Below are 25768 nucleotides of genomic sequence, written 5' to 3'. Positions count from 1 at the left end.
GCCGCGCAGGGTTCGACCAAGGTCGCAGACCACGAGCGAGTGAGTGGCATTTTAACGACAGCCCGGTAGTCGATATTTCTTCAAAGCGACAACTACTTACAGAAGCGCTTGAAACGGCAGCGGGCGAGGTTGACAGCCCCTGCAAGATATGCAAGAGCACAAGGAAAACAACCTACAGACCTAGCAATTACTGGGCCTATTATTGGCAAAGCCTTGTACGACGGCAAGTGCAGCGTGCCGCCATGGGAAAAATGGCGCCATGAACGCACCGAAACGAGTCATGAGTGTTCCCGCTCGCCCCGTGACTGTGCGTAATCGGTGACAAACAGAGTTACCGATGAATGTCGGGTAACAGTAAAGCAAAAACCCCGCCGGTCGCCCGTACGGGGTTTTCGTTTGAAGCAGAACTGCGCTGCAGCCCTGCTCAGCTCATCAAGCCGATGCCAGGCTCATCGCTTTGTGCGTATCGATCAAGTGCTGCACCACGCCCGGGTCGGCCAAGGTGGAGATATCCCCCAGCGAGCCGTATTCCGCCGTGGCGATCTTGCGAAGGATACGCCGCATGATCTTGCCCGAGCGCGTCTTCGGCAGCCCTGGCGCCCACTGAATGACATCTGGCGAGGCAATCGGGCCGATTTCCTTGCGCACCCAGTTCTTCAGCTCCATGCGCAACTGCTCGCTGGGCTCCACACCGGCGTTGAGGGTCACGTACACATAGATGCCCTGCCCTTTGATGTCGTGCGGCACACCCACCACTGCAGCCTCGGCCACTTTGGCATGGGCGACCATGGCACTTTCGATCTCTGCGGTACCCATACGGTGGCCGGAAACGTTGAGCACGTCATCTACGCGGCCCGTGATCCAGTAGTAACCATCCTCGTCACGGCGCGCACCGTCGCCGGTGAAATACATGCCACGGAAGGTCTTGAAGTAGGTATCGACGAAGCGGTCATGATCGCCATACAGCGAGCGGGACTGGCCCGGCCAGGAATCGAGGATGACCAGGTTGCCCTCGGCCGCGCCATCGATCAGGTTGCCCAGGTTGTCCACCAGCGCCGGCACCACACCGAAGAACGGACGGGTCGCCGAACCCGGCTTCAGGCCCGTGGCGCCTGGCAGCGGGCTGATCAGGATGCCGCCGGTCTCGGTCTGCCACCAGGTGTCGACGATCGGGCAGCGCTCCTTGCCGACGGTCTTGTAGTACCAGTTCCACGCCTCAGGGTTGATCGGCTCACCGACCGAACCCAGCAGGCGCAGGCTCGAGCCATCGGCACCCTCAACGGCCGCCTGCCCTTCGGCCATCATGGCGCGGATCGCGGTAGGAGCGGTGTAGAGGATGTTGACCTTGTGCTTGTCGACGATCTTCGACACCCGGGTAATGTCCGGGTAGTTCGGTACGCCCTCGAACAGCAGCGTGGTAGCACCATTGGCCAGCGGGCCGTAGACGATGTAGCTGTGGCCGGTGACCCAACCGACGTCCGCGGTGCACCAGTAGACCTCGCCGGGGCGGTAGTCGAAGACGCGCTCGTGGGTCAGCGCGGCGTACACCAGGTAACCACCCGTTGTGTGCAGCACCCCCTTGGGTTTGCCGGTGGAGCCGGAGGTGTAAAGAATGAACAACGCCTCTTCGGCGCCCATTTCCTTTGGCGCACAATGGCTGGAAGCCACCTTCATCAGGTCTTCGTACCAGATGTCGCGGTGCTGGTGCCAGGCGATGTCACCACCGGTGCGCTTGCACACGATGATTTTCTGCACGCTGCTGGTTTCAGGGTTGGTCAGCGCCAGGTCGACGTTGGCCTTGAGTGGAGTACGGCGGCCGCCGCGCAAACCTTCGTCGGCAGTGATCACCACCTTGGACTTGCAATCGATGATGCGCCCGGCCAGCGCTTCAGGCGAGAAACCGCCAAACACGACCGAGTGAATCGCACCGATGCGGGCACAGGCCAGCATCGCCACCACGGCCTCGGGGATCATCGGCATGTAGATGGTGACTACATCGCCACGGTGCACGTCCTGCCCGCGCAGGGCGTTGGCGAACTTGCAGACCTGCTCGTGGAGTTCGCGGTAGGTGATGTTGCGGTGTTCGGAAGGGTCGTCGCCTTCCCAGATGATCGCCAGTTGGTCGCCGCGCTCTTCGAGGTGGCGGTCCAGGCAGTTGGAGGAAACGTTCAGAGTGCCATCGGCAAACCACTTGATATCGACATGGTGATCGTCGAAGGAAGTCTGCTTGACCTTGGTGAAAGGCTTGATCCAGTCAATGCGCTGGGCCTGCTCACGCCAGAAGCCGTCCGGATTGATCACCGATTGCTGGTACATGGCCTTGTAGGTGGCCTCGTCGGTCAGGGTAGTGGCCGCAACCTCGGGACGAACGGGATACAGTGGAGCCGCACTCATCTGTGTTACCTCGGTGTAATAGTTGTTTTTGTATGGAACCGTTTGTAACTGTACCAGAGCGGCAAAAGCCATACGACGATGGTAGTAACGCGACGGGCTGCGCACCTCGTGACCCGCCGGAAAGGCTCTAGGCCGCAGCTGGCAGCCTGGCGAGAGGGAATGCACAAGATTTGGCCGGGGGGATTGTTACAGTTTCTGTCAAAAGGCGAAAAAACTTTATCAAAACCCCTACTGTTTCCCGTAATTACCCAGGCATAACATTCACCTCGCCAGCAACGGCAAGGCGATTAACAACTGGTAACAGTAACAGCCCCCACGAAGGCAATACGTTAATCCCACGCTAATCCGACAGTTGAACACTTGGCTTTACTTGCGGCGCCACAAGCGCCGCATGCCCTCTTACGACCTTAGACAGGTAAATTGAAAATGAAAGCGTTACTGGTATTGGTACTTGGCGGTCTTTGCAGTGCGGCAATCGCCGGTGAAGCAAAAGATGTCGAGCAGATTCCGGTTGAGCAGTACAGTTATTCGCAGCACCTGGACATCGCCCGCGTCATCTCCATGAGCGAAGTGCCAAACGTGTGCGAAGTCGTGCCGGCCCGCATGACCTATGAGGACTCCAAGGGCCAGAAGCATATTCTCGAATACCGCGTGATGGGTAACGGCTGCTCCAACGGCTGATGAATGATCTGGGCCCTGCGGGGCCCATTCATTAACGATTGCATAATGAACCGCTTGAGTTCAATCCAGCACTATTCGTTCGACTTGCCCAACGAATAATCCCGCAACTTGTTGGCAATGGTCGTATGTGAAACACCCAGCCGTTTGCCCAGCGCCCGGCTACTTGGGTATTCACCGATCAGACTTTCCAGTACAGCCTTTTCGAAGCGCCCGACAATCTGCGAAAGATCACCTTCAAGGGTAAACTCACCCAAGGGTTGCCGTACGCCGTAATCCGGCAAGCGAATATGTTCGCTCTTCACCATTGTGCCTTCGCACAACGATACCGCCTGGAACAATACGTTTTCCAGTTGCCGGACATTGCCCGGCCAATGGTAGTGCGCCAGCTTGTCCATCGCCGCAGGCGCCAGGCGCGGCATGGCACACCCAATCTGCCGGCTGGCCTGATCGAGAAAGTGCTGCACCAACCCTTCCAGGCCGTCCATGCACTCGCGCAACGGCGGTATGTGCAACGACAACACATTGAGGCGATGGTACAGGTCCTGGCGAAATTCACCCCGGGCGCACAGCTCGGACAGGTCCACCTGGGTGGCGCAGATCACCCGTACATCCAGGAACACCTCTTCATCACTGCCTACCCGGCGGAAGCAGCCATCCTGCAGAAAGCGCAGCAGCTTCACCTGCAGGCGCGGGCTCATCTCCCCCACCCCGTCGAGGAACAGTGTGCCACCCGCGGTCAACTCCAGAAGGCCCAGCTTGCCTTCGGCGCGCGCGCCCTCGAACGCACCGGGGCCATAACCGAACAGCTCGGTTTCCGCCATGGACTCTGGCAGGCCGGCACAGTTGAGTGCCATCAAGGGCGCCTGGCCGCGCGGGCTGGCCAGATGACAGGCACGCGCCAGCAGCTCCTTGCCGGTACCTGTCTCGCCTTCGATCAGCAACGGCGCGTCCAGTGGCGCCATGCGCCGCGCCTCACGCACCACCGCCGCCATCACACGCGAGCTCTGGAATATGCTGTCGAAACCGCGCAGCTCCTGCTTGCGCACGCTGTAGATCCGCTCACCGATGCGGTCGGCACGGTGCAGGGTCAATACCGCGCCAGCCAATGCCTCGCTGTCGTCATGCTCGGACTGCAACGGTGCGATGTCGGCCAGGAAAATGTCGCCTTTGACCTTGACCCGCAGGCCATTGATTCGCGATTTGTTAGCCCGCACCAGTTCCGGCAGGTCGAAGTCCTCGGCATAACGCGCCAACGGGATGCCCGGCACCTCGTCGACCCTCACGCCCAGCAACTGCGCCGCGGTGCGGTTGGCGGCGACGATGCTGCCAGCCATGTCGACCGACAGCACCGGGAAGTCCAGGGCACCCAGCAACGCGTTGAGCTCCATGTGCCGTCGTTCACTGGGCATCAGGCCGACGCGCTTGACCCCGAACACCCCGGCGATCGACTCGAACTTCGGGCGCAGAGCCTGGAACTGCAGGTTGATCAGGTTCGGGCAGTGCAGGTAGATGGCGTTGCCATGGTCGCCACCGACTTCACCACGGAGCACGTTGATACCGTACTCCACCAACAGGTTGAGAATGTCGCGCAGGATGCCGATGCGGTTCTGGCAATGCACTTTGATACGCATGAAAGCTCTCGAAGCGGCGAAGTTTTTCAACAGGCCACATAAAATCCGTAAAGAAAAGCTGACGAAAACACAGCAACGGTCAGCCCGACACACCAAATTTTCCGCGACCCTGCAGCATTTGTAAAATTATCGTTACGAAAATCACCTGCAAACTGCCGCCCGAGGGTTCGGGCACCCCGTGCAATCGGTCGGATGAAGGGATATTTCTTGGGTATGTCGTGGACATAACAATAAAAGCCCTCACCAGGAGAGCCACATGAAACAGACGCAATACGTGGCACGCGAGCCCGATGCGCAAGGCTTCATCGACTACCCGCAGCAAGAGCATGCGGTGTGGAATACGCTGATCACCCGTCAGCTGAAGGTCATCGAAGGCCGGGCATGCCAGGAGTACCTTGATGGCATCGATCAGCTCAAACTGCCCCATGACCGCATCCCGCAGCTGGGCGAGATCAACAAGGTGCTGGGCGCCACCACCGGCTGGCAAGTTGCCCGTGTGCCGGCACTGATCCCTTTCCAGACCTTCTTCGAGCTGCTGGCCAGCAAGCGCTTCCCGGTCGCTACGTTTATTCGCACCCCGCAAGAGCTGGATTACCTGCAGGAGCCCGACATCTTCCACGAGATCTTCGGCCACTGCCCACTGCTGACCAACCCCTGGTTCGCCGAATTCACCCACACCTATGGCAAGTTGGGCCTGGCCGCGACCAAGGAACAGCGCGTCTACCTGGCGCGGTTGTACTGGATGACCATTGAGTTCGGCCTGATGGAAACCGCGCAGGGCTGCAAGATCTATGGCGGCGGCATCCTCTCGTCGCCCAAGGAAACCGTCTACAGTCTGTCCGGTGAGCCCGAGCACCAGGCCTTCGACCCGATCGAAGCCATGCGCACCCCCTACCGTATCGACATTCTGCAGCCGCTGTACTTCGTGCTACCGAACCTCAAGCGCCTGTTCGACCTGGCCCACGAAGACATCATGGGCATGGTCCAGCAAGCCATGCAGCTGGGGCTGCATGCACCGAAATTTCCACCCAAGGTCGCCGCCTGAGCGACCTCGCCGACAACAACTCGAATCGGAAAACACCTCATGAATGCCTTGAACCAAGCCCACTGCGAAGCCTGCCGCGCCGATGCGCCAAAAGTCACCGACGAGGAACTGGCCGAACTCATCCGCGAGATCCCGGACTGGAACATCGAAGTACGTGACGGTCACATGGAGCTGGAGCGCGTGTTCCTGTTCAAGAACTTCAAGCATGCCCTGGCCTTCACCAATGCCGTAGGCGAAATCGCTGAAGCTGAAGGCCATCACCCAGGCCTGCTGACCGAGTGGGGCAAAGTGACTGTCACCTGGTGGAGCCACTCCATCAAAGGCCTGCACCGCAACGACTTCATCATGTGCGCGCGCACCGACAAGGTTGCCGAAACCGCTGAAGGGCGCAAGTAAACGCGCTGGCCAAGGCCGCTGCGCGCCCTGTTCGCGGGGTGCGCAGCGGCCTTTTCGTGCCCGGGCAATGTCCGGTATCCGCCCGCAAAACCGACAAGCGACCGGGAAAAATTACAAACTGTCATCCAGACTTGTGTATCCTGCGTCAGCTTTGCGAAGCTCCAAACGCGCCTGGCGCAGCCTTTTGACTCACACTTGCGAGGAACGACGAGATGCACGAAATCCCGAATCTTCCCTTCCCAAGCCTGAACCCCGAAGAGCAAACCGTTGCCGCTCATTCCGAACCGACGCCTGCCGTCGAGGATGGCGACGATCAATCCAGCGCTGACCAGGAATAACCGCGCAACCCCGACTGTGTGAAAACGGCTGACTTTCGGATTACCGCTGTCATCACGTTTTCACACCGTCCAGAACCTCTGCCACGTAGGCCCCCATGCCCGACTCACCGCGCCCCCTTGCGGTCACCCTGCAAGTCGTCTCCATCGTCCTGTTCACCTTCATCGGCTACCTGAACATCGGCATCCCCCTCGCCGTACTGCCTGGCTATGTGCACAACGATCTGGGTTTCAGCACCGTCGTCGCCGGCCTGGTGATCAGCGTGCAATACCTCGCCACCCTGCTCAGCCGCCCCACAGCCAGCCGCATCATCGACAACCTGGGCAGCAAGAAGGCCGTCATGTATGGCCTCGCCGGTTGCGGCCTGAGTGGCGTGTTCATGCTCGCCTGCGCCTTTTTCACCCATCTGCCCTGGCTGAGCCTGGTCTGCCTGCTGGTCGGCCGCCTGGTACTGGGAAGTGCAGAGAGCCTGGTGGGCTCGGGCTCGATAGGCTGGGGGATTGGCCGGGTCGGCGCCGAAAACACCGCTAAAGTCATCTCCTGGAACGGTATCGCCAGCTACGGTGCACTGGCCATCGGCGCCCCACTGGGCGTGCTGATGGTCAAGCACCTGGGGCTGTGGAGCATGGGGGCGAGCATCATCGCGCTGTGCGCGGCAGGCTTGCTGCTGGCATGGCCAAAACGCGCTGCGCCGATCGTCAGCGGCGTGCGCCTGCCGTTTCTGCGGGTACTGGGCAAGGTGTTCCCACACGGTTCGGGCCTGGCCTTGGGCTCGATCGGCTTTGGCACCATCGCCACCTTCATCACCCTGTACTACGCCAGCCGTGGCTGGGCGAACGCAGCACTGACCCTGAGCCTGTTCGGTGCCAGTTTCATCTGTGCGCGGCTGCTGTTCGGCAACCTCATCAACCGGATTGGCGGGTTCAAGGTGGCGATCGCGTGCCTGTCGGTCGAGACACTGGGGCTGTTGATGCTGTGGCTGGCACCCAGTGCAGAGCTCGCCTTGGCCGGCGCGGCGCTAAGTGGCTTCGGCTTCTCGCTGGTATTCCCGGCACTGGGCGTGGAAGCGGTGAACCAGGTTTCGGCAGCCAACCGCGGGGCGGCGGTGGGGGCGTACTCGCTGTTCATCGACCTGTCGCTGGGGATTACCGGGCCACTGGTGGGCGCGGTGGCCTCGGGGTTCGGCTTCGCTTCGATGTTTTTGTTCGCGGCAGCGGCAGCCTGCAGCGGGCTGCTGTTGAGCCTGTATCTGTACCCTCAGGCACGGCGTTTCAGGCAGAGTTGAGTGGGGGCGAAGCGCCCCCACTCCTTGCTTCAGCGCACGTACTGCAACACCACTTCCAGCGGATGACGCATCTGCCGCTCGGTCATGCGCTTGACCTGGCTACGGCACGAATAGCCGGTTGCCAGCGCCTCCCCTTGCTTGTCCAGCTTGGTCGCCCAGGATTGCTCGAAGATGGTCCGCGACGTCTGCTGGTTACGTGCCTCGTGCCCGTAGGTACCGGACATACCGCAGCACCCCGTGGCCTCGGTCACCAGCTTCAGGCCCAAGCGCGCGAATAGCTGCTCCCACTGGCGGGTGCTGGCCGGCACGTTGGTTTTCTCGGTGCAGTGGGCCATCAGCCGGAAGCTTGCAGGCTCGGCCTGCCCCTGCTCGGGCAGCACCTCCATCAACCACTCCTGCGGCAACAGCACCTTGGGGCAGCCCTCCAGGCCCGGCACCTTCTGGTACTCCTGGCGGTAGACCAGGGTCATGGCAGGGTCCAGGCCCACCAGCGGCACACCGCAGTCAGCCAGGGCCTTGAGCTGGGTGGCATTGCGGATTGCCGCTTTGGCGAATGCCCCCAAAAAGCCCTGCACATGCAGCGGCTTGCCATTGGCACTGTAAGGCGCCAGGAATACACGGTGACCAAGGCGATTGGCCAGCTCGATGAACGCCGCCAGTAGCGGTGTCTCGAAGTAACGGGTGAAGGCATCCTGCACCAGCACGATGCTGCGCTCGCGCTGGGCCGGGGTCAGCTCGCGCAGCGCCGGAACGCTGGCCACACCAACCCGGCAGCGCGTGAGGGTGGACTGGAAGTTGAAGCGACTGATCAGCGGGCTGTCGACCATGCCGACCTTGTCCGCCAGCAACCTGCTGACCCACTTCGACCCCATCACCGCGTTGTACAGCCCAGGTGCATGGGCCAGGTAGGGGATGGTGAACTCCAGCGAGCCTATCAGGTAGTCACGCACCGGGCGCTGGTAGCGGCCGTGGTACAGCTCGAGGAAGCGCGAGCGGAAGTCTGGCACGTTGACCTTGATCGGGCACTGGCCTGCACATGACTTGCACGCCAGGCAGCCGGCCATGGCGTCGTAGACCTCATGGGAAAAGTCCTCCTGGCCCTGGTTGCGTGCCCGGTTGTTGAGCAGCCGCGCCGGCAGCCCTTTGAACCAGGATGCCTTGTTGCGCGCCGCAGCCAGCACATCGATGTTCGCTGCACCCTGCAGGCGCAGCCATTCACGCATCAACGAGGCGCGCCCCTTGGGCGAATGCTGGCGCTCACGGGTGGCCTTCCACGAGGGGCACATGGCGTCGTTGGGGTCGTAGTTGTAGCAGGCGCCATTGCCGTTGCAGTGCACGGCGCTGTCGAAGTCCTGCCATACACGCTCGTCGATGGTACGGTCGAGGTCGCCCCGCAAGGTCACGCCATCTACCTTGGTCAACCCTTCGGCGCTGTCCGGCGGGGTGCAGATCTTGCCAGGGTTGAGCTGGTTACGCGGGTCGAAGGCACCCTTGAGGCGCTGCAGAGCCGGATACAGTTCGCCGAAGTACTCCGGCACATATTCCGAACGCAACCCCTTGCCGTGCTCGCCCCACAGCAGGCCGCCATAGCGTTTGGTCAACGCTGCCACTGCATCGGAAATCGGCTTGACCAGCGCCGCCTGGGCGGGGTCTTTCATGTCCAGAGCCGGGCGTACGTGCAGCACGCCGGCGTCGACGTGGCCAAACATGCCGTAGGCCAGGCCATAGCCGTCGAGCAGCGCGCGGAAATCGGCAATGTAGTCGGCCAGTCGCTCGGGCGGCACCGCAGTGTCTTCAACGAAAGGTTGCGGGCGCACCTCGCCCTCGACGTTGCCCAACAGCCCCACCGAACGCTTGCGCATGGTGTAGACGCGAGTCACGGCCTCAGCCCCTTCGGCCAGGGTATGGCCCAGGCGCTCGACACTGGTGTCGCGCTGCAGGTGATCGATGAAGGCTTCAACCCGAGCATTGACCTCGGCAGGCTCATCGCCACAGAACTCCACCAGGTTGATACCCAGCGTCGGGCGCTCTGGGTCGGCCGGGAAGTACTCGGCAACGCTATGCCAGACGATGTCCTTCATCGCCAGCATCAGCACCTTGGAATCCACGGTCTCGATCGACAGGGGCTTGTGCGCCATCAGTGCATTGGCATCGCGCAGCGCGTCCATGAAGCTGGTGTAGCGGACGTTGACCAGCACCGCATACTTGGGAATCGGCAGCACGTTGAGCTTGGCTTCGACCACATAACCCAACGACCCTTCGGCGCCACACAGCACGCTGTTGAGGTTGAAACGGCCCTGCTCGTCGCGCAGGTGCGCCAGGTCGTAGCCGGTCAGGCAGCGGTTGAGCTTGGGAAAGGTGGCTGCGATCAGCTCGGCCTGGGTTTGCTGGATGTCGCGGGCAGTCCGGTACACCTCCCCCACCCGACCGGGGGCCGCACAAGCCTGCTCCAGCGCTTCATCGTCGATCGGCAGGCTGTGCAGACGCTCACCACCGAGCAGCACGCTGTGCAATTCCAGCACGTGATCGCGGGTCTTGCCGTAGGTGCAACTGCCCTGGCCGCTGGCGTCGGTGTTGATCATACCCCCGACGGTAGCGCGGTTGGAGGTGGACAGTTCAGGCGCAAAGAACAGCCCGTGGGGCTTGAGCGCGGCATTGAGCTGGTCCTTGACCACGCCAGCCTGCACCCGCACCCAACGCTCCTGGGCATTGATTTCGAGGATGCTGTTCATGTGCCGCGAGAGGTCGACCACGATACCGTCGGTCAGCGATTGGCCATTGGTGCCGGTACCGCCACCGCGCGGGGTCAGTTTGACCTGCTGGAAGCGTTCTTCGGCCATCAGCGCGGCCACCCGCGCGACATCGTCGGCATCCAGCGGGAATACCGCCGCCTGGGGCAGGCGCTGGTAGATGGAGTTGTCAGTAGCCAGCACGGTACGGGTGGCGTAATCGGCGCTGATCTGGCCCCGGAAGCCGCTGTTGCGCAGGGCTTCGAGGAATTCTGGGTAACCGGCGCTTGGCGCAGTGATCGGCAGTTGGGCGATCATCGAAGGATGGCCTCTTGAAATGGGCTAATTCACGGGATTCCTGTCGCCTTGGCATGGATCGAACCACGCAAGGATGACGAATGGGCCAATGTTCCTGTAGTTTCGCCCCAGGGGCAAACGGATAATCCTGCCGCTATCAATGACTTTAATGAATGAATTACCGTCACCTGACACCCTCCATGTCATTGCTGCTGGCTTTCGAGGCTGCCGCCCGGCATGAAAGCTACACCCGCGCCGCTGCCGAACTGTCCCTGACCCAGAGCGCGGTCAGCCGGCAAGTGCAGGCGCTGGAACAGCAACTCGGGCTGACCCTGTTCCGCCGCGAAGGCCGCCAGGTACAACTCACCGACGTGGGCCGGCTGTACCAGCGCGAACTGAGCGAAGCGTTGGGCCGCATCCGCAGCGCCACCTTGCAAGCCCTGGCTTACCAGTCCGGGGTCGGCACGCTGCGCTTGGCTACCCTGCCCACCTTCGGCTCCAAGTGGCTGCTGCCGCGCCTGCATGCCTTCTACAGCGCCCACCCGGGCATGCTGGTGCACATTCATTCGAGGATCGAAGCGATCAACTTCGATACCAGCGAGATCGATGCCGCCATCGGCGTGGCCAGCCATGACCTGCCGGGGCTGATCTGCCATCGGCTGCATGCCGAGGAGCTGGTGGTGATCCTCCCGCCGCAAGCCGGCAGCGATGCCCAGGCCTGGGACCCGGCACGCGTCAGTGCCGAGGTGCTGCTCAACGTCGCCAACAATCCTCATGCCTGGGGCGAATGGTTTTCGCACCATGGCCTGGCGCACCGGGCGATGCGCCTGGGGCCAAGCTTCGAACTGACGTCACACCTGATTCAGGCGGTGCGCGCAGGGATCGGCATCGGCCTGGTGCCGCGGATACTGGTGGACGAGGAGCTGGCCAAGGGCGAACTGTTCAGCCCTGGCACGGCGTTCGCCAGCCAGCGCAGCTATTACCTGATCTACCCCCCACGGAACGAAGCGCTGCCCTCGCTGCGGGCGTTTCGTGGCTGGCTGCTCGAGCAGATCTGAGTGCTTTCTCCCGTCACAGGCCCTGTCGCTGCCAAGGCGACGCAGACAGCCTCCAGCAATGCCCGCGAAAACGCTGGGGGCAGGCAATGAAAAACCCGATGCCAGCTACCTGACATCGGGTTTCGTTCACCGCCCGCTGCGCTTACTTGGCAACAGTACCGGCTGCTGCGCCGTTGCCCAGCTCACGGCGTTTGGGCTTGATGATGTAGAACAGGAACATCATCAGCACCCACACTGGAATGGCATATACCGAAACCTGGATGCCCGGGATTTGCAGCATGATGCCCAGGATCAGCACCACGAACGCCAGGCAGATGTAGTTGCCATAGGGGTACCACAGCGCCTTGAACAGCGGCTTCTGGCCGGTGCGGTTCAAATGCTGGCGGAATTTCAGGTGCGAGAAACTGATCATTGCCCAGTTGATCACCAGGGTCGCCACGACCAGCGACATCAGCAGCTCCAGCGCGTCATGCGGCATGAAGTAGTTGAGCAGCACGGCGATCAGGGTAACGGCTGCCGACACCAGGATCGAACGCACCGGCACACCACGTTTGTCGACCTTGGCCAGCGCTGCGGGGGCATCGCCTTGCTCGGCCATGCCCAGCAGCATGCGGGCATTGCAGTAGGTACCACTGTTGTACACCGACAGTGCCGCCGTCAGGACCACGAAGTTCAACAGGTGGGCGGCCACGTCACTGCCCAGCAGCGAGAACACCTGCACGAACGGGCTGCTGCCGTAGCTGCCGCCAGAAGCATCGATGCTGGCGACCAGGGTATCCCACGGGGTCAGCGACAGCAGGACGACCAGTGCACCGATGTAGAAGATCAGGATGCGGTAGATGACCTGGTTGATGGCCTTGGGGATCACGGTTTTCGGCTTGTCTGCCTCGGCTGCAGTGAAGCCGAGCATTTCCAGGCCACCGAAGGAGAACATGATGAACGCCAGTGCCATGACCAGGCCGCTGACACCGTTCGGGAAGAAGCCATCATGCGCCCACAGGTTGGTCACCGAAGCTTCGGGGCCGCCGCTGCCGCTGGTCAGCAGATAGGCACCCAGGCCGATCATGCCGACGATGGCGGCGACCTTGATGATGGCGAACCAGAACTCGGCTTCGCCGAACACCTTCACGTTCATGAGGTTGATGACGTTGATCAGCAGGAAGAAGCCTGCTGCCGTGACCCACGTCGGGATCTCCGGCCACCAGTAGTGAATGTACTTGCCGACCGCCGTCAGCTCCGACATGCCCACCAGGATGTACAGCACCCAGCAATTCCAGCCTGACATGAAACCGGCAAAACCGCCCCAGTACTTATGGGCAAAGTGGCTGAACGAACCGGCCACCGGCTCTTCGACGATCATCTCCCCAAGCTGGCGCATGATCATGAAGGCGATGAAACCGCAGATGGCGTAGCCCAGGATCATCGACGGGCCGGCGTATTTCATCACGCCTGCCGAGCCAAGGAACAGGCCGGTACCAATCGCGCCGCCAAGGGCGATCAACTGGATGTGGCGGTTCTTCAGGCCCCGCTTGAGCTCGCCTGAATGCATGTTGTGTTCACTCATGAACGAAGTCACCTGCATTGTTTTTATCTGTGACGGAATCGGACCCACCGCGCTCGTGGCGCAGCGGAATGGGCAAGGTGGTTACCTTGGTTTCTTGAACACAGCCGCTGCCGGAGCGGATCAGCCGGGTGTGAGCAAGAGTGCGCGGTACGCAAGAGGGTCACAGGTAAAACGCGGCGCACTGTATACCCCTGCAAGCGCGCAGGCGTCAACGCGTTGCGTCGTTTCCTCAGAAAAAACGCAGCGATCCTGTGGTAGGAAGCCTTGAAAGGCGGAGTGATCGGCGTACATGGCGCCTCCATTTGTTGTTCTGTGTGCCCGGCTCTGTGGACGGGCTTTTGCGCACGGCAATGGTCGCTATATCAGCGTGGGACGGGGGTTTGAGCAATAGGGTTGACGGGCGCAGGTGGGGTCTTGGGCGGTGGGGCGCGGCAAGATCTGTTTACAGGGAGGGAGCCCGAGTAGAGAAAGCGGGCTAATTTGTATAGTTTTCTTTACAGCGCGGTTCGAAAACTTGCCAGTCGTCCGAAAAAATCTTTTTCTTCAATATCTTGGCGCGCGGTGAGGCGTGCACGGAGCTACTGCGGACGCAAAAAGCCAGGTTGAAGGATGATGTATTGCCCGTCAGCGTTGTTGGGGCCGCTACGCAGCCCATAGCCGGCACGCCGGCCCACAGGTCACCGCGCAAATCTGAAGACTGCGCGGTCCGGGTGGGAGCCGGCTTGCCGGCGATGGGCCGCACAGCGGCCACAAGTCGCTTAACTGACGGGCCGTAGCGGATCAGCCGCGCGGTTTGCCGCGACCACGCCCTGCCGGCTTGTCACCGTCAGGCTTGGCCGGGCGCTTGCGCATCTCGCTCGGACGCTCAGCAACGGCGCTGCCGCGGCTGCCTTTGCGTGGCGCCTCTTCACGCGGCTGGCGAGCCGGACGCTCGGCAGCCGCGGCATCCTGCGCCGGCCGCAGGCTGCGCACACGCTCGCTACGCCCCATCGGCCGCGTCGACTTGCGCTGCAGGCGCTCCATCTTGTCCTTGGCCTTCAGGTTCATGGCAGGCAGCGCCACCGGCTGCAGGCCCACTTCAGCGGCCAGGATGTCGATTTCGCCCTGGGTCATTTCACGCCAGCGGCCCATCGGCAGATCGGAGTTGAGGAACACCGGGCCGAAACGCACGCGCTTGAGGCGGCTGACCACCATGCCCTGCGATTCCCACAGGCGGCGTACCTCACGGTTGCGCCCTTCCATCACCACACAGTGGTACCAGTGGTTGAAACCTTCACCCCCTGGAGCCTTCTGGATGTCGGTGAACTTGGCCGGGCCGTCTTCAAGCATCACGCCCGCCTTCAGGCGTTCGATCATCTCGTCATCGACCTCGCCACGCACACGCACCGCGTACTCGCGGTCCATCTCGTAGGACGGGTGCATCAGGCGGTTGGCCAGCTCACCGTCGGTGGTGAACAGCAGCAGGCCGGTGGTGTTGATGTCGAGGCGGCCAATGTTGATCCAGCGGCCTTCTTTCGGCCGCGGCAGGCGGTCGAACACGGTCGGGCGGCCTTCCGGGTCGTCACGGGTGCAGATCTCGCCATCGGGCTTGTTGTACATGATCACCCGGCGCGTGGCCTCGGCGGCTTCTTCGCGCTTGATCAGCTTGCCGTCGACAGCGATGGCATCGTGCAGGTCGACGCGCTGGCCGAGGGTGGCCTCGACGCCATTGACCTTGATACGGCCCTGGCTGATCCAGGCCTCGACGTCACGGCGCGAACCCACGCCAATGCGCGCCAGCACTTTCTGCAGCTTTTCGCCGGCTGGCGGGGTGATTTCGGTGTTTTGCAGGTCTTGCTCACTCATCTGGGCACCTCCCGGTGTAGGAATGAAAACAGAGATTCTGGCGACGAACGCGCCAAAAGGTCGCGCATCATACGCGCTTCTAACGGGGAACGCACTGGAGCTTAGAGGGTTTTCAGGGGGTGAAGTGGTTTTCTGCCCAGCGGTTTCGTATTGAAAGCCCCGGCCTCATCGCCGGCAAGCCGGCGCCCACCCGACCGCGCAGCGCCTGTGATCTTGGCGCACAAGACTCAGGGCTGCAGCTTACCTTGATCCTCGACCGAGGCCTCTGGCTCTGGCTCTGGCTCTGGCGCTGGCGCATCCTGCTCTGGCAAATCATCGAAATCGGTCTTGAGCCCCTCCTCCATCGCATCCAGTTCCACCAGCAGGCTACGAAAGCTCGTTTTCTCCTCAGGTTCGGCAACTGCCTGCTCGTCGGCCAGGCTGGCATCGGCCAACGCCTGCAAATGCGCCGGCACCGGTGCATCATCCGGGTCGATCGAGGGCGCCGGCTCCATTTCGCGCAGCTCGGCCAAGGCCGGCAACTCGTCCAGGCTCTTGAGGTTGAAATGATCGAGAAACGCCTTGGTGGTGGCGAACATCGCCGGCCGCCCAGGTACCTCGCGATGGCCAACCACCCGGATCCATTCACGCTCCATCAGGGTCTTGATGATGTTGCTGTTGACCGCAACACCCCGCACGTCCTCGATCTCGCCGCGGGTGATGGGCTGGCGGTAAGCGATCAAGGCCATGGTTTCGAGCAGCGCACGGGAATAGCGCTGCGGCCGCTCTTCCCACAGGCGGCCCACCCACGGCGCGAAATTCTCGCGAATCTGCAAGCGATAGCCGCTGGCCACTTCCTTGAGCTCGAAGGCCCGACCACTGCAGGATTTGCCGAGCACTTCCAACGCTTTCTTGAATACCTTCGGCTCAGGGCGCTCGGCCTCCTCGAACAGCTCGTACAGCCGTTCGAGAGATTGCGGCTTGCCTGAGGCGAGTAGAAACGCCTCGATCAGCGACGCCAGGTCGCGGGGTTCATTCAGATTCATCAGGTTCTTCGACAGACTCGGCACGCACCCGGACATGAATAGCGGCGAAAGGCTCATTTTGCACCAGTTCGATCAGCGATTCCTTCACCAACTCAAGAATCGCCATGAAGGTGACCACCACCCCCAGCTTGCCTTCCTCAGCCGTGAACAGTTCGACGAAAGGCACGAAGCCGCCGCCCTTCAGGCGCGCCAGCACTTCGCTCATGCGCTCGCGGGTAGACAGCGTTTCACGGGTGATCTGGTGGCTTTCGAACAGATCGTTGCGGCGCATGACTTCGGCCATGCTGACCAACAATTCTTCCAGGCTGACCTGGGGCAACAGCTTGCGCACCTTGGCCTGGGGCGCCTCCAGGCGCGGCACCACGACGTCACGGCCAACACGCGGCAGCTCGTCGATGCCTTCGGCTGCAGCCTTGAAACGCTCGTACTCCTGCAAGCGGCGAATCAGTTCGGCACGCGGGTCGCCTTCCTCCTCCTCGACCTCGGCGGAGCGTGGCAGCAACATGCGCGACTTGATCTCGGCAAGCATGGCAGCCATCACCAGGTATTCGGCGGCCAACTCCAGGCGCACGCTTTTCATCAACTCGACATAACCCATGTACTGGCGGGTGATCTCCGCCACGGGGATGTCGAGAATGTCGATGTTTTGCTTGCGGATCAGGTAAAGCAGCAGGTCGAGCGGGCCTTCGAAGGCTTCGAGGATGACCTCCAGCGCGTCCGGCGGAATGTAAAGGTCCACCGGCATCTCGGTCAGGGCTTCGCCGTAGACCAGGGCCAACTGCAATTGCCGAGGCAGTTCGGCTTCGATGGCCGAAGCCTCAGGTAGCTCCATCTGGCTCACGCGTTGACCAGAAATGGCGTGGGGTCGCCGCAACCTTCGCGGATCAGTTCAGGCTCTTCGCCGGACAGGTCGATGATGGTCGAGGCCTTGAGGTCGCCGAAACCGCCGTCAATCACCAGGTCCACATGGTGTTCCAGGCGCTCGCGGATTTCATAGGGGTCGGTCATCGGCTCGGTATCCCCGGGCAGGATCAGGCTCACGCTCATCAGCGGCTCACCCAGCTCAGCCAGCAATGCCAGGGTGATGCCGTGGTCCGGCACGCGCAGGCCGATGGTGCGACGCTTCTCGTGCAGCAACAGCCGCGGCACCTCACGGGTGCCATTGAGGATGAACGTGTAGGGGCCGGGTACGTGGGCCTTGAGCAGGCGGAAGGTACCGGTGTCGACCTTGGCGTAAAGGCCCAGCTGCGACATGTCGCAGCACATCAGGGTGAAATTGTGGGTCTTGTCCAACCCACGCAGACGCCGAACCCGTTCGATCGCTGCCTTGTCACCGATCTGGCATCCCAGTGCGTAGGCCGAATCGGTCGGGTAGACGACCACACCGCCCTTGCGGATGATTTCCACCGCCTGACGGATCAGCCGCGGCTGGGGGTTTTCCGGATGAATCTGGAAAAATTGGCTCACGAAGTCTTCCTGTTCATATCGCCATAGGTTGTTCATGGCTGAATCGGCGCCACAGAGGTGGCAGATCCTCAGGCAATGGCCGGTAGGCACCGATCTCGCCCCAGGTGCCGGGGCCGTGGAAATCGCTGCCAGCGCTTGCCAGCAGGCCGAACTCACGAGTGAGGATGGACATCGTGCCCACCTGCTCGGCAGGCATCATCCCATTGACCACTTCAAGCGCCTGCCCGCCTGCCTGAATATAGTCGGCAATCAGGCGCCTGCGCTTGCTGCGAGTCAGATCGTAGTGCATCGGGTGGGCCAGGCTCACCCAGGCTTTGGACCGGCGCAAGGTGGCAACGGTTTCCTCGAGCGTCGGCCAATGCAGTTTGACGTCACCCAGCTTGCCGGCCCCCAACCACTTGCGAAACGCTTCACCACGGTCTTTGACGTGGCCCGCGCGCACCAGGTGCTCGGCAAAATGCGGCCGCGCCGGCGCGTTACCGCTGTCGCCCAACGCCTGCTGCACGGCGCGGGCACCCTCGAGGGCACCTGGCATGCCCTTGGCCGCCAGCCGCTTGTCGATTTCCTCGGCTCGCAGCCAGCGGCCACGGTGCAGGGCTTCGATCGCTTCGAGCAACGGCGGGGCATCAAGCGGGAAGTCATACCCCAGCACATGGATGGTCGCGCCCCCCCACGTGCACGAAAGCTCCACGCCGCTGACCCAGCGCATACCCCGTTCGACGCAGGCCTGGTGGGCCTCGGGTAGGCCTTCAAGGGTGTCGTGGTCGGTCAGCGCCAAGGTCTGCACCCCGTGCTCATGGGCCCGGGCGACCAGGACCGTAGGCGACAGGGCGCCGTCGGAGGCCGTGCTGTGACAGTGCAGATCAACATTCATGGAGGAGCGCTACCGCTGGATTCGATGTTTGTTATTATGCCGCCACATCCCGATTCTGGCTGCCATTGTGAAACAATTCATCGATTTCATCCCGCTGCTGCTGTTCTTCATCGTCTACAAGCTTGACCCACGCCCCATGGAAGTTGCCGGGCACAGCTTCGAATTCGGCGGCATCTACAGCGCCACGGCAATGCTGATCATCAGTTCGCTGGTGGTGTATGGCGCGCTGTTCCTGCGCCAGCGCAAGCTAGAGAAAGGCCAGTGGCTGACGCTGGTGGCCTGCCTGGTATTCGGCGGCCTGACCCTGACCTTCCATAGCGAAACCTTCCTCAAGTGGAAGGCGCCGGTAGTCAACTGGCTGTTCGCCTTGGGCTTTGCCGGCAGCCATTTCATCGGCGACCGGGTGCTGATCAAGCGCATCATGGGCCACGCCTTGAGCTTGCCCGATGCCATCTGGACCCGACTGAACGTGGCGTGGATCGCGTTTTTCCTGTTCTGTGGCGCGGCCAACCTGTTTGTCGCTTTCACCTTCCAGGATTTCTGGGTCGACTTCAAAGTGTTCGGCAGCCTGGGCATGACCGTGATATTCCTGGTAGCGCAAGGCTTGTACCTGTCGCGCCACCTGCACGACGACCCTTCTACCTCCAAACCCAAGGATTGACATGCTTTACGCCATCATTGCCAGCGACGTCGCAAATTCCCTGGAAAAACGCCTGGCCGCGCGCCCGGCGCACATCGAGCGCCTGAAGCAGCTGCAGAGCGAAGGCCGCGTGGTGCTGGCCGGCCCGCACCCGGCCATCGACAGCAACGACCCGGGCGAAGCCGGCTTCAGCGGCAGCCTGATCGTCGCCGAGTTCGATTCCCTGAGCGCTGCCCAGGCCTGGGCCGATGCCGACCCGTACATCGCTGCGGGTGTTTACGACCAGGTCATCGTCAAACCCTTCAAGCAAGTCTTGCCCTGATCGATAAATTGTCGGCGTCTGCGGTATCTTTGCCACTGGCGAGCGCGTCAGACGCCGTCGATTTGAATTGAGTGAGTCATGAGCGAGCTGTTACTGATTGATGATGACCAGGAACTCTGCGAGCTGCTCGGCAGCTGGCTGACCCAGGAAGGTTTTGCCGTGCGCGCCTGCCATGATGGCCAGAGCGCGCGCCAGGCATTGGCCGAACATGCGCCGGCAGCTGTGGTGCTTGACGTGATGCTGCCTGACGGTAGCGGCCTTGAGCTGCTCAAGCAGTTGCGTAGCGACCACGCAGAACTGCCGGTACTGATGTTGTCGGCCCGCGGCGAGCCTCTGGACCGCATTCTTGGCCTGGAACTGGGCGCTGATGATTACCTGGCCAAGCCCTGCGACCCGCGCGAGCTGACCGCCCGCCTGCGCGCAGTGCTGCGCCGTAGCCACCCGACAGCCACCACGACGCAGGTGGAGATCGGCGATCTGGCCTTCAGCCCTGTGCGCGGGGTGGTCAGCATCGATGGCCGCGAGATGACCCTTACGCTGTCTGAAAGCCGCATCCTCGAAGCCTTGCTGCGCCAGCCTGGCGAGCCGCTGGACAAGCAGGAGCTTGCGCAAATCGGCCTTGGCCGCAAGCTGACCCTTTACGATCGCAGCCTGGACATGCATGTCAGCAACCTGCGCAAGAAGATCGGCCCCCACGCCGACGGCCGCCCCCGCATCGTCGCACTGCGTAGCCGCGGCTACTACTACAGTCTCTGAGCTGCAAGCTTCAAGCTGCAAGCTGCAAGAAAAAGCCCGGCGTGCGCGCTCGCTCTTGCTCTTGCTCTTGCTCTTGCTCTTGCTTGCAGCTTGCAGCTTGCAGCTTGCAGCTCGCAGCTCGCAGCTCAAAGCCCCTTCTTTACCCAGCCTTTACCGTTCGCTGACCGCGCCTGACCTTGATCTCCCTAAACTGAGCTCATCCGGTAACCACCGGCCCATGACAGGAGAGACACCATGCGCAAGACCTTGATCGCCCTGATGTTCGCCGCTGCCCTGCCGACCGTGGCCATGGCCATGCCCGACGGCGGCCCGCGTCACGACGGCCCGCATCATCGCGGTGACGCGCCTTTCGCCCAACTGGACCTGAGCCGCGACCAGCGCCAGCAGATTGGCAAGCTGATGGGCGAGCAGATGAAAAACCGCCACGACATCACCGAACGCTACCTGGCCAAACTGCCAGCAGCAGACCAGAAAGCCATGAAGGACGAACTCAAGGCCAGCCGCGACAAGACCGACAGCCAGGTCCGCGCCCTGCTCAAGCCAGAGCAGCAAAAGAAGTTCGACGAACTGCAGAAAGCCCGCGAAGCACGCAAGGCTGAATGGAAGGAATTCCAGGCCTGGAAAGCTGAAAAAGCCGCCAAGGCCCAGTAAGCTGTCCCACCCATGCCCGGCCCGCCCCCAAGCGGGCCGGGCTTTTCCCGTTTAGGAGGTGCTCTTGCGTTCTCTGTTCTGGCGCATCCTGGCCAGTTTCTGGCTGGCTATCACCCTGGTCGCAGGCCTGTCGATCCTGCTGGGCCACATGCTCAACCAGGATGCCTGGATACTCAGCCGCCACCCCGGCCTCAGCAACCTCGCCAGCCGTTGGGTCAAGCACTATGAACACCAAGGCCTGGCGTCGGCCCAGCATTTCCTCGAACGTCGCAAGCAGCGCTTCAAGATCGATGTACAGGTACTCGACGACAGTGGCCAGGCGGTGGTGCCCGGTACCTTCCCGCGCCGCGCCGCAGCCTTCGAGGCCCGCCAGCGCAATGACGAGCGGCACCTGCCGTGGCGTCGCCTGACCGAGGAGTACACCAGCCCCGAGAGCGGCGAGACGTACCTGCTGATCTACCGAATTCCACACCCGGAACTGGATGCCTGGCACCGCGAGAGCCTGCTCTGGCCGTTGAGTGCCTTGGGTATAGCCCTGGTGGTGCTGACCCTGTTCAGCCTGCTGGTGACCCTGTCCATCACCCGCCCTCTGAGCCGCTTGCGCAGTGCCGTGCACGACCTTGGCCAGGCCAGCTACCAGCAGAACAGCCTGGCGCGCCTGGCTGCACGGCGCGATGAGTTCGGCGTGCTGGCCAAGGACTTCAACAAGATGGGCGCCCGCCTGCAGAGCCTGATCGGCAGCCAGCGCCAGTTGCTGCGCGACGTTTCCCACGAACTGCGCTCACCGCTGGCACGCCTGCGCATCGCCCTGGCGCTCGCCGAACGGGCTGAAGCCGAGCAACGCCAAGCCTTGTGGCCGCGCCTGACCCGCGAATGTGACCGCCTGGAAGACCTGATCAGCGAGATCCTCACGCTGGCCCGGGTCGATGCCGAACAGTCTCACGCCGAAACGGTCGACCTCAACGCCCTGCTGGGCAGTGTGCGCAAGGACGCACAGCTCAGCGCGCCAGAGCAGGACGTTCGGCTGGAGGCGCAACCAGGCTTGACCTTGCAAGGCTGGCCAACGCTGATCGAACGTGCCGTTGACAACCTGCTGCGCAATGCCTTGCGCTTCAACCCACAGGGGCAGCCGATCGAAGTGCGCGCCAGGCGCGAGCAGGGGCGCATCGTCGTGAGTGTGCGTGACCATGGGCCTGGGGTGTCGGCCGAGCACCTGGCGCAGCTGGGTGAGCCGTTCTTCCGTGCCCCCGGGCAGGAAGCAGCGGGGCATGGCCTGGGGCTGGCGATTGCGCGCAAGGCGGCGGAGCGCCATGGCGGGAGCCTGGTACTTGCGAACCACCCACAGGGTGGTTTTGTCGCCCGCCTGGAGTTGCCGCTGGAAGTGGAGGTTGGCAGCTGAATTCAGCGTTCCCGCAGCAGTGGGAGCAGCTGCCTTACCCAATGTCTAAACGTTGACGCAAACCACCTTGCGGGGGCCTGCTTGCCGGCGATCAAGCCACAGCGGCCCTGGCGTTACTGGCCCCAGGCGCTGACGAACTCGGCGGTTTGCAGCACTGGCGCCGTACGCGGCTCGGCCAGCGGCGTGCCGACATACAGGTAGCCGATCAACTCTTCGTTCTCGCCCAGCCCCAAGCCCTTGTGCACATGGGCATCGAAGGCCATGTCGCCGGTACGCCACACGGCACCGATGCCTTGGGCATGCGCGGCAATCAGAATGCCATGCGCGGCACATCCAGCGGCCAGGCGCTGTTCCGACATCGGCACCTTGTAGTGCTCCTGCAGCTTGGCGATCACCACGATCAGCAGCGGCGCACGCAACGGCATGGCGCGGGCTTTGTCCAGCGCAGCCTGGGTGGCATCGCCCTTGTTCTGCACCGCTTCGGCAAACAGCTCGCCGAGCTTGTCGCGGCCCTGGCCTTCGATGGTCAGAAAGCGCCATGGCCGCAGCTGGCCGTGATCGGGCGCGCGCAGCGCAGCCTGGAACAGCGCCTCACGCTGGGCGGCATTGGGCGCAGGTTCGGTCAGGCGTGGCACGGATACACGGTTGAGCAATGCGTCGAGAGCCTCCATCGGCTACCCTCCTGGCAGTTGAATGTGCGGCCATTCTCAAGCTGCAAGCCACAAGCTGCAAGCGCCACGCAGAAGCCACCCGGTGCACACTGCCATTTCCGCCTGCGGGTAGCTCTCGGCTTGCAGCTGGCAGGCCCATAGGTAGAATGGCGCCCCTCCGTTCAAAGTCAGAGCAGATCACATGGCGTTGCCGACCTTAAGGATCATTGGTTTCATCATCGGCATCTTCCTGATCACCCTGGCGGTCAGCATGGTCGTACCCATGGCGACGCTGGTGATCTTCGAACGTACCGGCGACATGCCGTCGTTCCTCTGGTCAAGCCTGATCACCTTCGTCGCAGGCTTGCTCCTGATCGTCCAAGGCCGTCCAGAGCATGTGCACCTGCGTCCGCGCGACATGTACCTGCTGACCGTCAGCAGCTGGCTGGTGGTAGGCGTATTCGCCGCCCTGCCCTTCCTGCTGACCCAGCACATCAGCTACACCGACGCCTTCTTCGAAAGCATGTCCGGCATCACTGCCACGGGTGCCACCGTGCTCAGCGGGCTGGATACCATGTCGCCGGGCATCCTGATGTGGCGCTCGATGCTGCACTGGCTCGGCGGTATCGGCTTCATCGCCATGGCGGTGGCGATCCTGCCGCTGCTGCGCATCGGTGGCATGCGCCTGTTCCAGACCGAATCGTCCGACCGCTCGGAAAAGGTCATGCCGCGCTCACACATGGTCGCCAAGTCGATCGTCGGGGTGTACGTCTGCTTCTCGGTGCTTGGCGCCCTGGCCTTCTGGTGGGCCGGCATGAAGCCGTTCGACGCCATCAACCACGCCATGTCAGCCATTTCCACCGGGGGGTTCTCCACCTCTGACCAGTCCCTGGCCAAGTGGGACATCCCTGCCGTGCACTGGGTCGCGGTGGTCGTGATGATTCTGGGCAGCCTGCCCTTCGCCTTGTACGTGGCCACCTTGCGCGGCAACCGCAGGGCGCTGATTCGCGACCAGCAGGTCCAGGGGCTGCTTGGCTTGTTGGTGGTCACCTGGCTGGTGCTGGGCACCTGGTACTGGGTCACCACCAACCTGCCTTGGCTCGATGCCTTGCGCCACGTTGCGTTCAACGTGACCTCCGTGGTCACCACCACCGGTTTCGCCCTGGGCGATTACAGCCTGTGGGGCAATTTTTCGCTGATGCTGTTCTTCTACCTGGGCTTCGTCGGTGGCTGCTCTGGTTCGACCGCCGGCGGTATCAAGATCTTTCGCTTCCAAGTGGCCTACATCCTGCTCAAGGCCAGCCTCAACCAGTTGATCCATCCACGTGCGGTGATCAAGCAGAAATACAACGGCCATCGCCTGGACGAAGAGATCGTGCGCTCGATCCTGACCTTCTCGTTCTTCTTCGCGATCACCATCTGCGTGATGGCGTTGCTATTGTCGCTGCTGGGCGTGGACTGGATGACCGCACTGACCGGCGCCGCGGCAACCGTTTCAGGCGTCGGCCCGGGCCTGGGTGAAGTGATCGGCCCGGCAGGCAACTACGCCATGCTGCCGGACGCTGCCAAGTGGATTCTTGCCGGCGGCATGCTGCTCGGCCGCCTGGAGATCATCACGGTGCTGGTGCTGTGCATGCCGGCGTTCTGGCGTCACTGACCGCCTCGGGGCCCGCGCCCAGACGGGCGCGGTACTCGCTGGGGGTAACGTCGAACCAGCGGCGGAAGGCCCGGTAGAAGTTGCTCGGGTCAGCGAACCCCAACAGGTAGGCGGTTTCCAGCAAGGTCATGCCGGGCTGGGCGAGGTACTGCTCGGCCAGCTCACGACGGGTGTCGTCCAGCAATGCCTGAAAGCTGGTGCCCTCCTCCTGCAGGCGGCGCTGCAGCGTACGCTGGGACAGGTGCAGCGCCTGGGCCAGGGTTTCCCGCTTCGGTTCGCCCTGAGGCAGGATGCGGCATAGCACCTGGCGCACCCGGTGGGTCACCCGGCTTTCAGCGAAGCGTGCCAGGTATTCCCCGGCAAACCGGTCGTGCAGAATGGCCATGGCCTCATTGGCGGTAGGGAGCGCAGCTTCCATGTCGGCGCGCTCGAACACCAGCGCATCATGGGGCGCACCGAACACCAGCGGGGAATGGAAAGCCACCTTGTAGGGCTCGACGTCCTTGGGTTGAGGCCCCTGGATCAGTACCCGCCGCGGCTGGATGGGTCGCCCGCTGAGCCACTTGCACAGCGCCAGCGCACAGGCCAGCGAAGCCTCCGCACTGTGCCGCGTCGGCGGCAGGTGATCACCGTGCACGGTGAGGATCAGCGAATACCCCTCAGGCCCCAGGCGGAAACTCAGATCGGAGCTTTCGGCGATGATGCGCTGGTAGCGCACCAGGCGCTCGAAACCTTCGGCCAAGGTGCGGCTGGACATCAAGGCGTAGCCCACCACATGGAACGAAGCCGGCCTGACCACCCGTGCCATGTTCAGGCCAATCGCTTCATTGCCCGACAGCTCTACAGCCAGTTGCCAAAGGCGGGTCATGGCATCCTGCGGGAAGCGCGCGTCGGGGTCGTCGAGGGCAGCGAAATCCAGGCCGAGCTGCTCGAACATGGCCGGGCAATCGAGCCCTTCCAGCTCGAGCGCCTTCACAATCCCTGATGCCCAGCTGGCTGACGTGGTTCTCTCGCTCATGACAGGCTTCTTATGCTGACCGCTTCATGCGGTTAACCCCAAGGATAC

The 25768-nt window shown here is 62.5% G+C and carries 23 protein-coding genes; 12 read left to right on the top strand and 11 right to left on the bottom strand.

The window, feature by feature from the left end; all coding sequences use genetic code 11:
- Window positions 1-432 precede the first annotated feature (432 nt).
- On the bottom strand, window positions 433-2394 hold the full coding sequence (gene acs / locus ACIPZC_RS13380) for an acetate--CoA ligase (protein WP_241804638.1): 1962 nt from the start codon (window positions 2392-2394) through the stop codon (window positions 433-435).
- 426 nt (window positions 2395-2820) lie between these two features.
- Here acs and ACIPZC_RS13375 point away from each other — a divergent pair, with 426 nt between their 5' ends.
- On the top strand, window positions 2821-3075 hold the full coding sequence (locus ACIPZC_RS13375; protein ID WP_241804639.1) for a DUF2790 domain-containing protein: 255 nt from the start codon (window positions 2821-2823) through the stop codon (window positions 3073-3075).
- A 71-nt stretch (window positions 3076-3146) separates the two neighbouring features.
- Here ACIPZC_RS13375 and ACIPZC_RS13370 read toward each other — a convergent pair whose 3' ends face one another.
- Window positions 3147-4706: a sigma-54-dependent transcriptional regulator gene (locus ACIPZC_RS13370; protein ID WP_400627403.1), complete on the bottom strand. Its 1560-nt coding sequence runs from the start codon at window positions 4704-4706 to the stop codon at window positions 3147-3149.
- A 256-nt stretch (window positions 4707-4962) separates the two neighbouring features.
- Between ACIPZC_RS13370 and phhA the strand changes: the two genes are divergently transcribed.
- The 4 genes from phhA to ACIPZC_RS13350 all read left to right on the top strand — a co-directional run bounded on the left by phhA (window position 4963) and on the right by ACIPZC_RS13350 (window position 7768).
- Entirely contained in the window at window positions 4963-5751 is a 789-nt protein-coding gene (gene phhA / locus ACIPZC_RS13365; protein WP_012315607.1) for a phenylalanine 4-monooxygenase, read from the top strand.
- 39 nt (window positions 5752-5790) lie between these two features.
- Window positions 5791-6147, top strand: a complete 357-nt coding sequence (locus ACIPZC_RS13360; protein WP_003254532.1) for a 4a-hydroxytetrahydrobiopterin dehydratase — start codon at window positions 5791-5793, stop codon at window positions 6145-6147.
- Window positions 6148-6359: 212 nt separating this feature from the next.
- A complete protein-coding gene (locus ACIPZC_RS13355) occupies window positions 6360-6485 on the top strand; it encodes a hypothetical protein (protein ID WP_256215917.1) in 126 nt (41 codons plus the stop codon).
- A 95-nt stretch (window positions 6486-6580) separates the two neighbouring features.
- Complete coding sequence (locus tag ACIPZC_RS13350; protein ID WP_400627399.1) at window positions 6581-7768, top strand: MFS transporter; 1188 nt, start codon at window positions 6581-6583, stop codon at window positions 7766-7768.
- 29 nt (window positions 7769-7797) lie between these two features.
- Here ACIPZC_RS13350 and ACIPZC_RS13345 read toward each other — a convergent pair whose 3' ends face one another.
- Window positions 7798-10815, bottom strand: a complete 3018-nt coding sequence (locus ACIPZC_RS13345; RefSeq protein ID WP_400627397.1) for an FAD-binding and (Fe-S)-binding domain-containing protein — start codon at window positions 10813-10815, stop codon at window positions 7798-7800.
- Window positions 10816-10967: 152 nt separating this feature from the next.
- Here ACIPZC_RS13345 and ACIPZC_RS13340 point away from each other — a divergent pair, with 152 nt between their 5' ends.
- Window positions 10968-11852 (top strand): LysR substrate-binding domain-containing protein, encoded by an 885-nt coding sequence (locus tag ACIPZC_RS13340; RefSeq protein WP_400627395.1) that lies wholly within the window; start codon window positions 10968-10970, stop codon window positions 11850-11852.
- 142 nt (window positions 11853-11994) lie between these two features.
- Here ACIPZC_RS13340 and ACIPZC_RS13335 read toward each other — a convergent pair whose 3' ends face one another.
- The 6 genes from ACIPZC_RS13335 to ACIPZC_RS13310 form a co-directional block, all read right to left on the bottom strand.
- Window positions 11995-13416, bottom strand: a complete 1422-nt coding sequence (locus ACIPZC_RS13335) for an amino acid permease (protein WP_241804644.1) — start codon at window positions 13414-13416, stop codon at window positions 11995-11997.
- Between the two features lie 780 nt (window positions 13417-14196).
- Window positions 14197-15261: a 23S rRNA pseudouridine(2605) synthase RluB gene (gene rluB / locus ACIPZC_RS13330; protein WP_241804645.1), complete on the bottom strand. Its 1065-nt coding sequence runs from the start codon at window positions 15259-15261 to the stop codon at window positions 14197-14199.
- A gap of 227 nt (window positions 15262-15488) precedes the next feature.
- On the bottom strand, window positions 15489-16286 hold the full coding sequence (gene scpB, locus ACIPZC_RS13325; RefSeq protein ID WP_400627392.1) for an SMC-Scp complex subunit ScpB: 798 nt from the start codon (window positions 16284-16286) through the stop codon (window positions 15489-15491).
- Window positions 16273-16998, bottom strand: coding sequence for a ScpA family protein (locus tag ACIPZC_RS13320; protein WP_241804692.1), 726 nt, complete (start codon window positions 16996-16998; stop codon window positions 16273-16275). The genes scpB and ACIPZC_RS13320 overlap by 14 nt, the downstream gene beginning before the upstream one ends.
- 125 nt (window positions 16999-17123) lie before the next feature.
- Window positions 17124-17753: an L-threonylcarbamoyladenylate synthase gene (locus tag ACIPZC_RS13315; protein WP_241804647.1), complete on the bottom strand. Its 630-nt coding sequence runs from the start codon at window positions 17751-17753 to the stop codon at window positions 17124-17126.
- Window positions 17754-17766: 13 nt separating this feature from the next.
- Window positions 17767-18627, bottom strand: a complete 861-nt coding sequence (locus tag ACIPZC_RS13310) for a PHP domain-containing protein (protein WP_400627390.1) — start codon at window positions 18625-18627, stop codon at window positions 17767-17769.
- Window positions 18628-18694: 67 nt separating this feature from the next.
- On the opposite strand from ACIPZC_RS13310, the gene ACIPZC_RS13305 reads away from it, so the two are divergent.
- From ACIPZC_RS13305 to ACIPZC_RS13285, 5 genes are all read left to right on the top strand, one after another.
- Window positions 18695-19288, top strand: a complete 594-nt coding sequence (locus ACIPZC_RS13305; RefSeq protein ID WP_241804649.1) for a septation protein A — start codon at window positions 18695-18697, stop codon at window positions 19286-19288.
- Between the two features lies 1 nt (window position 19289).
- A complete protein-coding gene (locus ACIPZC_RS13300; RefSeq protein ID WP_039604111.1) occupies window positions 19290-19589 on the top strand; it encodes a YciI family protein in 300 nt (99 codons plus the stop codon).
- A gap of 78 nt (window positions 19590-19667) precedes the next feature.
- Window positions 19668-20345, top strand: coding sequence for a response regulator transcription factor (locus tag ACIPZC_RS13295; protein ID WP_241804650.1), 678 nt, complete (start codon window positions 19668-19670; stop codon window positions 20343-20345).
- Window positions 20346-20579: 234 nt separating this feature from the next.
- Window positions 20580-20996, top strand: a complete 417-nt coding sequence (locus tag ACIPZC_RS13290) for a Spy/CpxP family protein refolding chaperone (RefSeq protein ID WP_241804651.1) — start codon at window positions 20580-20582, stop codon at window positions 20994-20996.
- A 58-nt stretch (window positions 20997-21054) separates the two neighbouring features.
- Window positions 21055-22395: an ATP-binding protein gene (locus ACIPZC_RS13285; RefSeq protein ID WP_400627386.1), complete on the top strand. Its 1341-nt coding sequence runs from the start codon at window positions 21055-21057 to the stop codon at window positions 22393-22395.
- A 113-nt stretch (window positions 22396-22508) separates the two neighbouring features.
- Here the strand turns inward: ACIPZC_RS13285 and ACIPZC_RS13280 are convergent, their stop codons facing one another.
- Window positions 22509-23066, bottom strand: coding sequence for an NAD(P)H nitroreductase (locus tag ACIPZC_RS13280; RefSeq protein WP_267817849.1), 558 nt, complete (start codon window positions 23064-23066; stop codon window positions 22509-22511).
- 181 nt (window positions 23067-23247) lie between these two features.
- On the opposite strand from ACIPZC_RS13280, the gene ACIPZC_RS13275 reads away from it, so the two are divergent.
- Complete coding sequence (locus ACIPZC_RS13275) at window positions 23248-24702, top strand: TrkH family potassium uptake protein (protein WP_241804654.1); 1455 nt, start codon at window positions 23248-23250, stop codon at window positions 24700-24702.
- Here the strand turns inward: ACIPZC_RS13275 and ACIPZC_RS13270 are convergent.
- On the bottom strand, window positions 24659-25720 hold the full coding sequence (locus tag ACIPZC_RS13270) for an AraC family transcriptional regulator (protein WP_400627383.1): 1062 nt from the start codon (window positions 25718-25720) through the stop codon (window positions 24659-24661). The genes ACIPZC_RS13275 and ACIPZC_RS13270 overlap by 44 nt on opposite strands.
- Window positions 25721-25768 lie beyond the last annotated feature (48 nt).

Source organism: Pseudomonas sp. NPDC089743 (assembly GCF_044748785.1).
In the GTDB taxonomy this organism is placed as follows: Bacteria; Pseudomonadota; Gammaproteobacteria; order Pseudomonadales; family Pseudomonadaceae; genus Aquipseudomonas; species Aquipseudomonas putida_X.
This window is presented reverse-complemented; position numbering and strand designations above follow the sequence as displayed.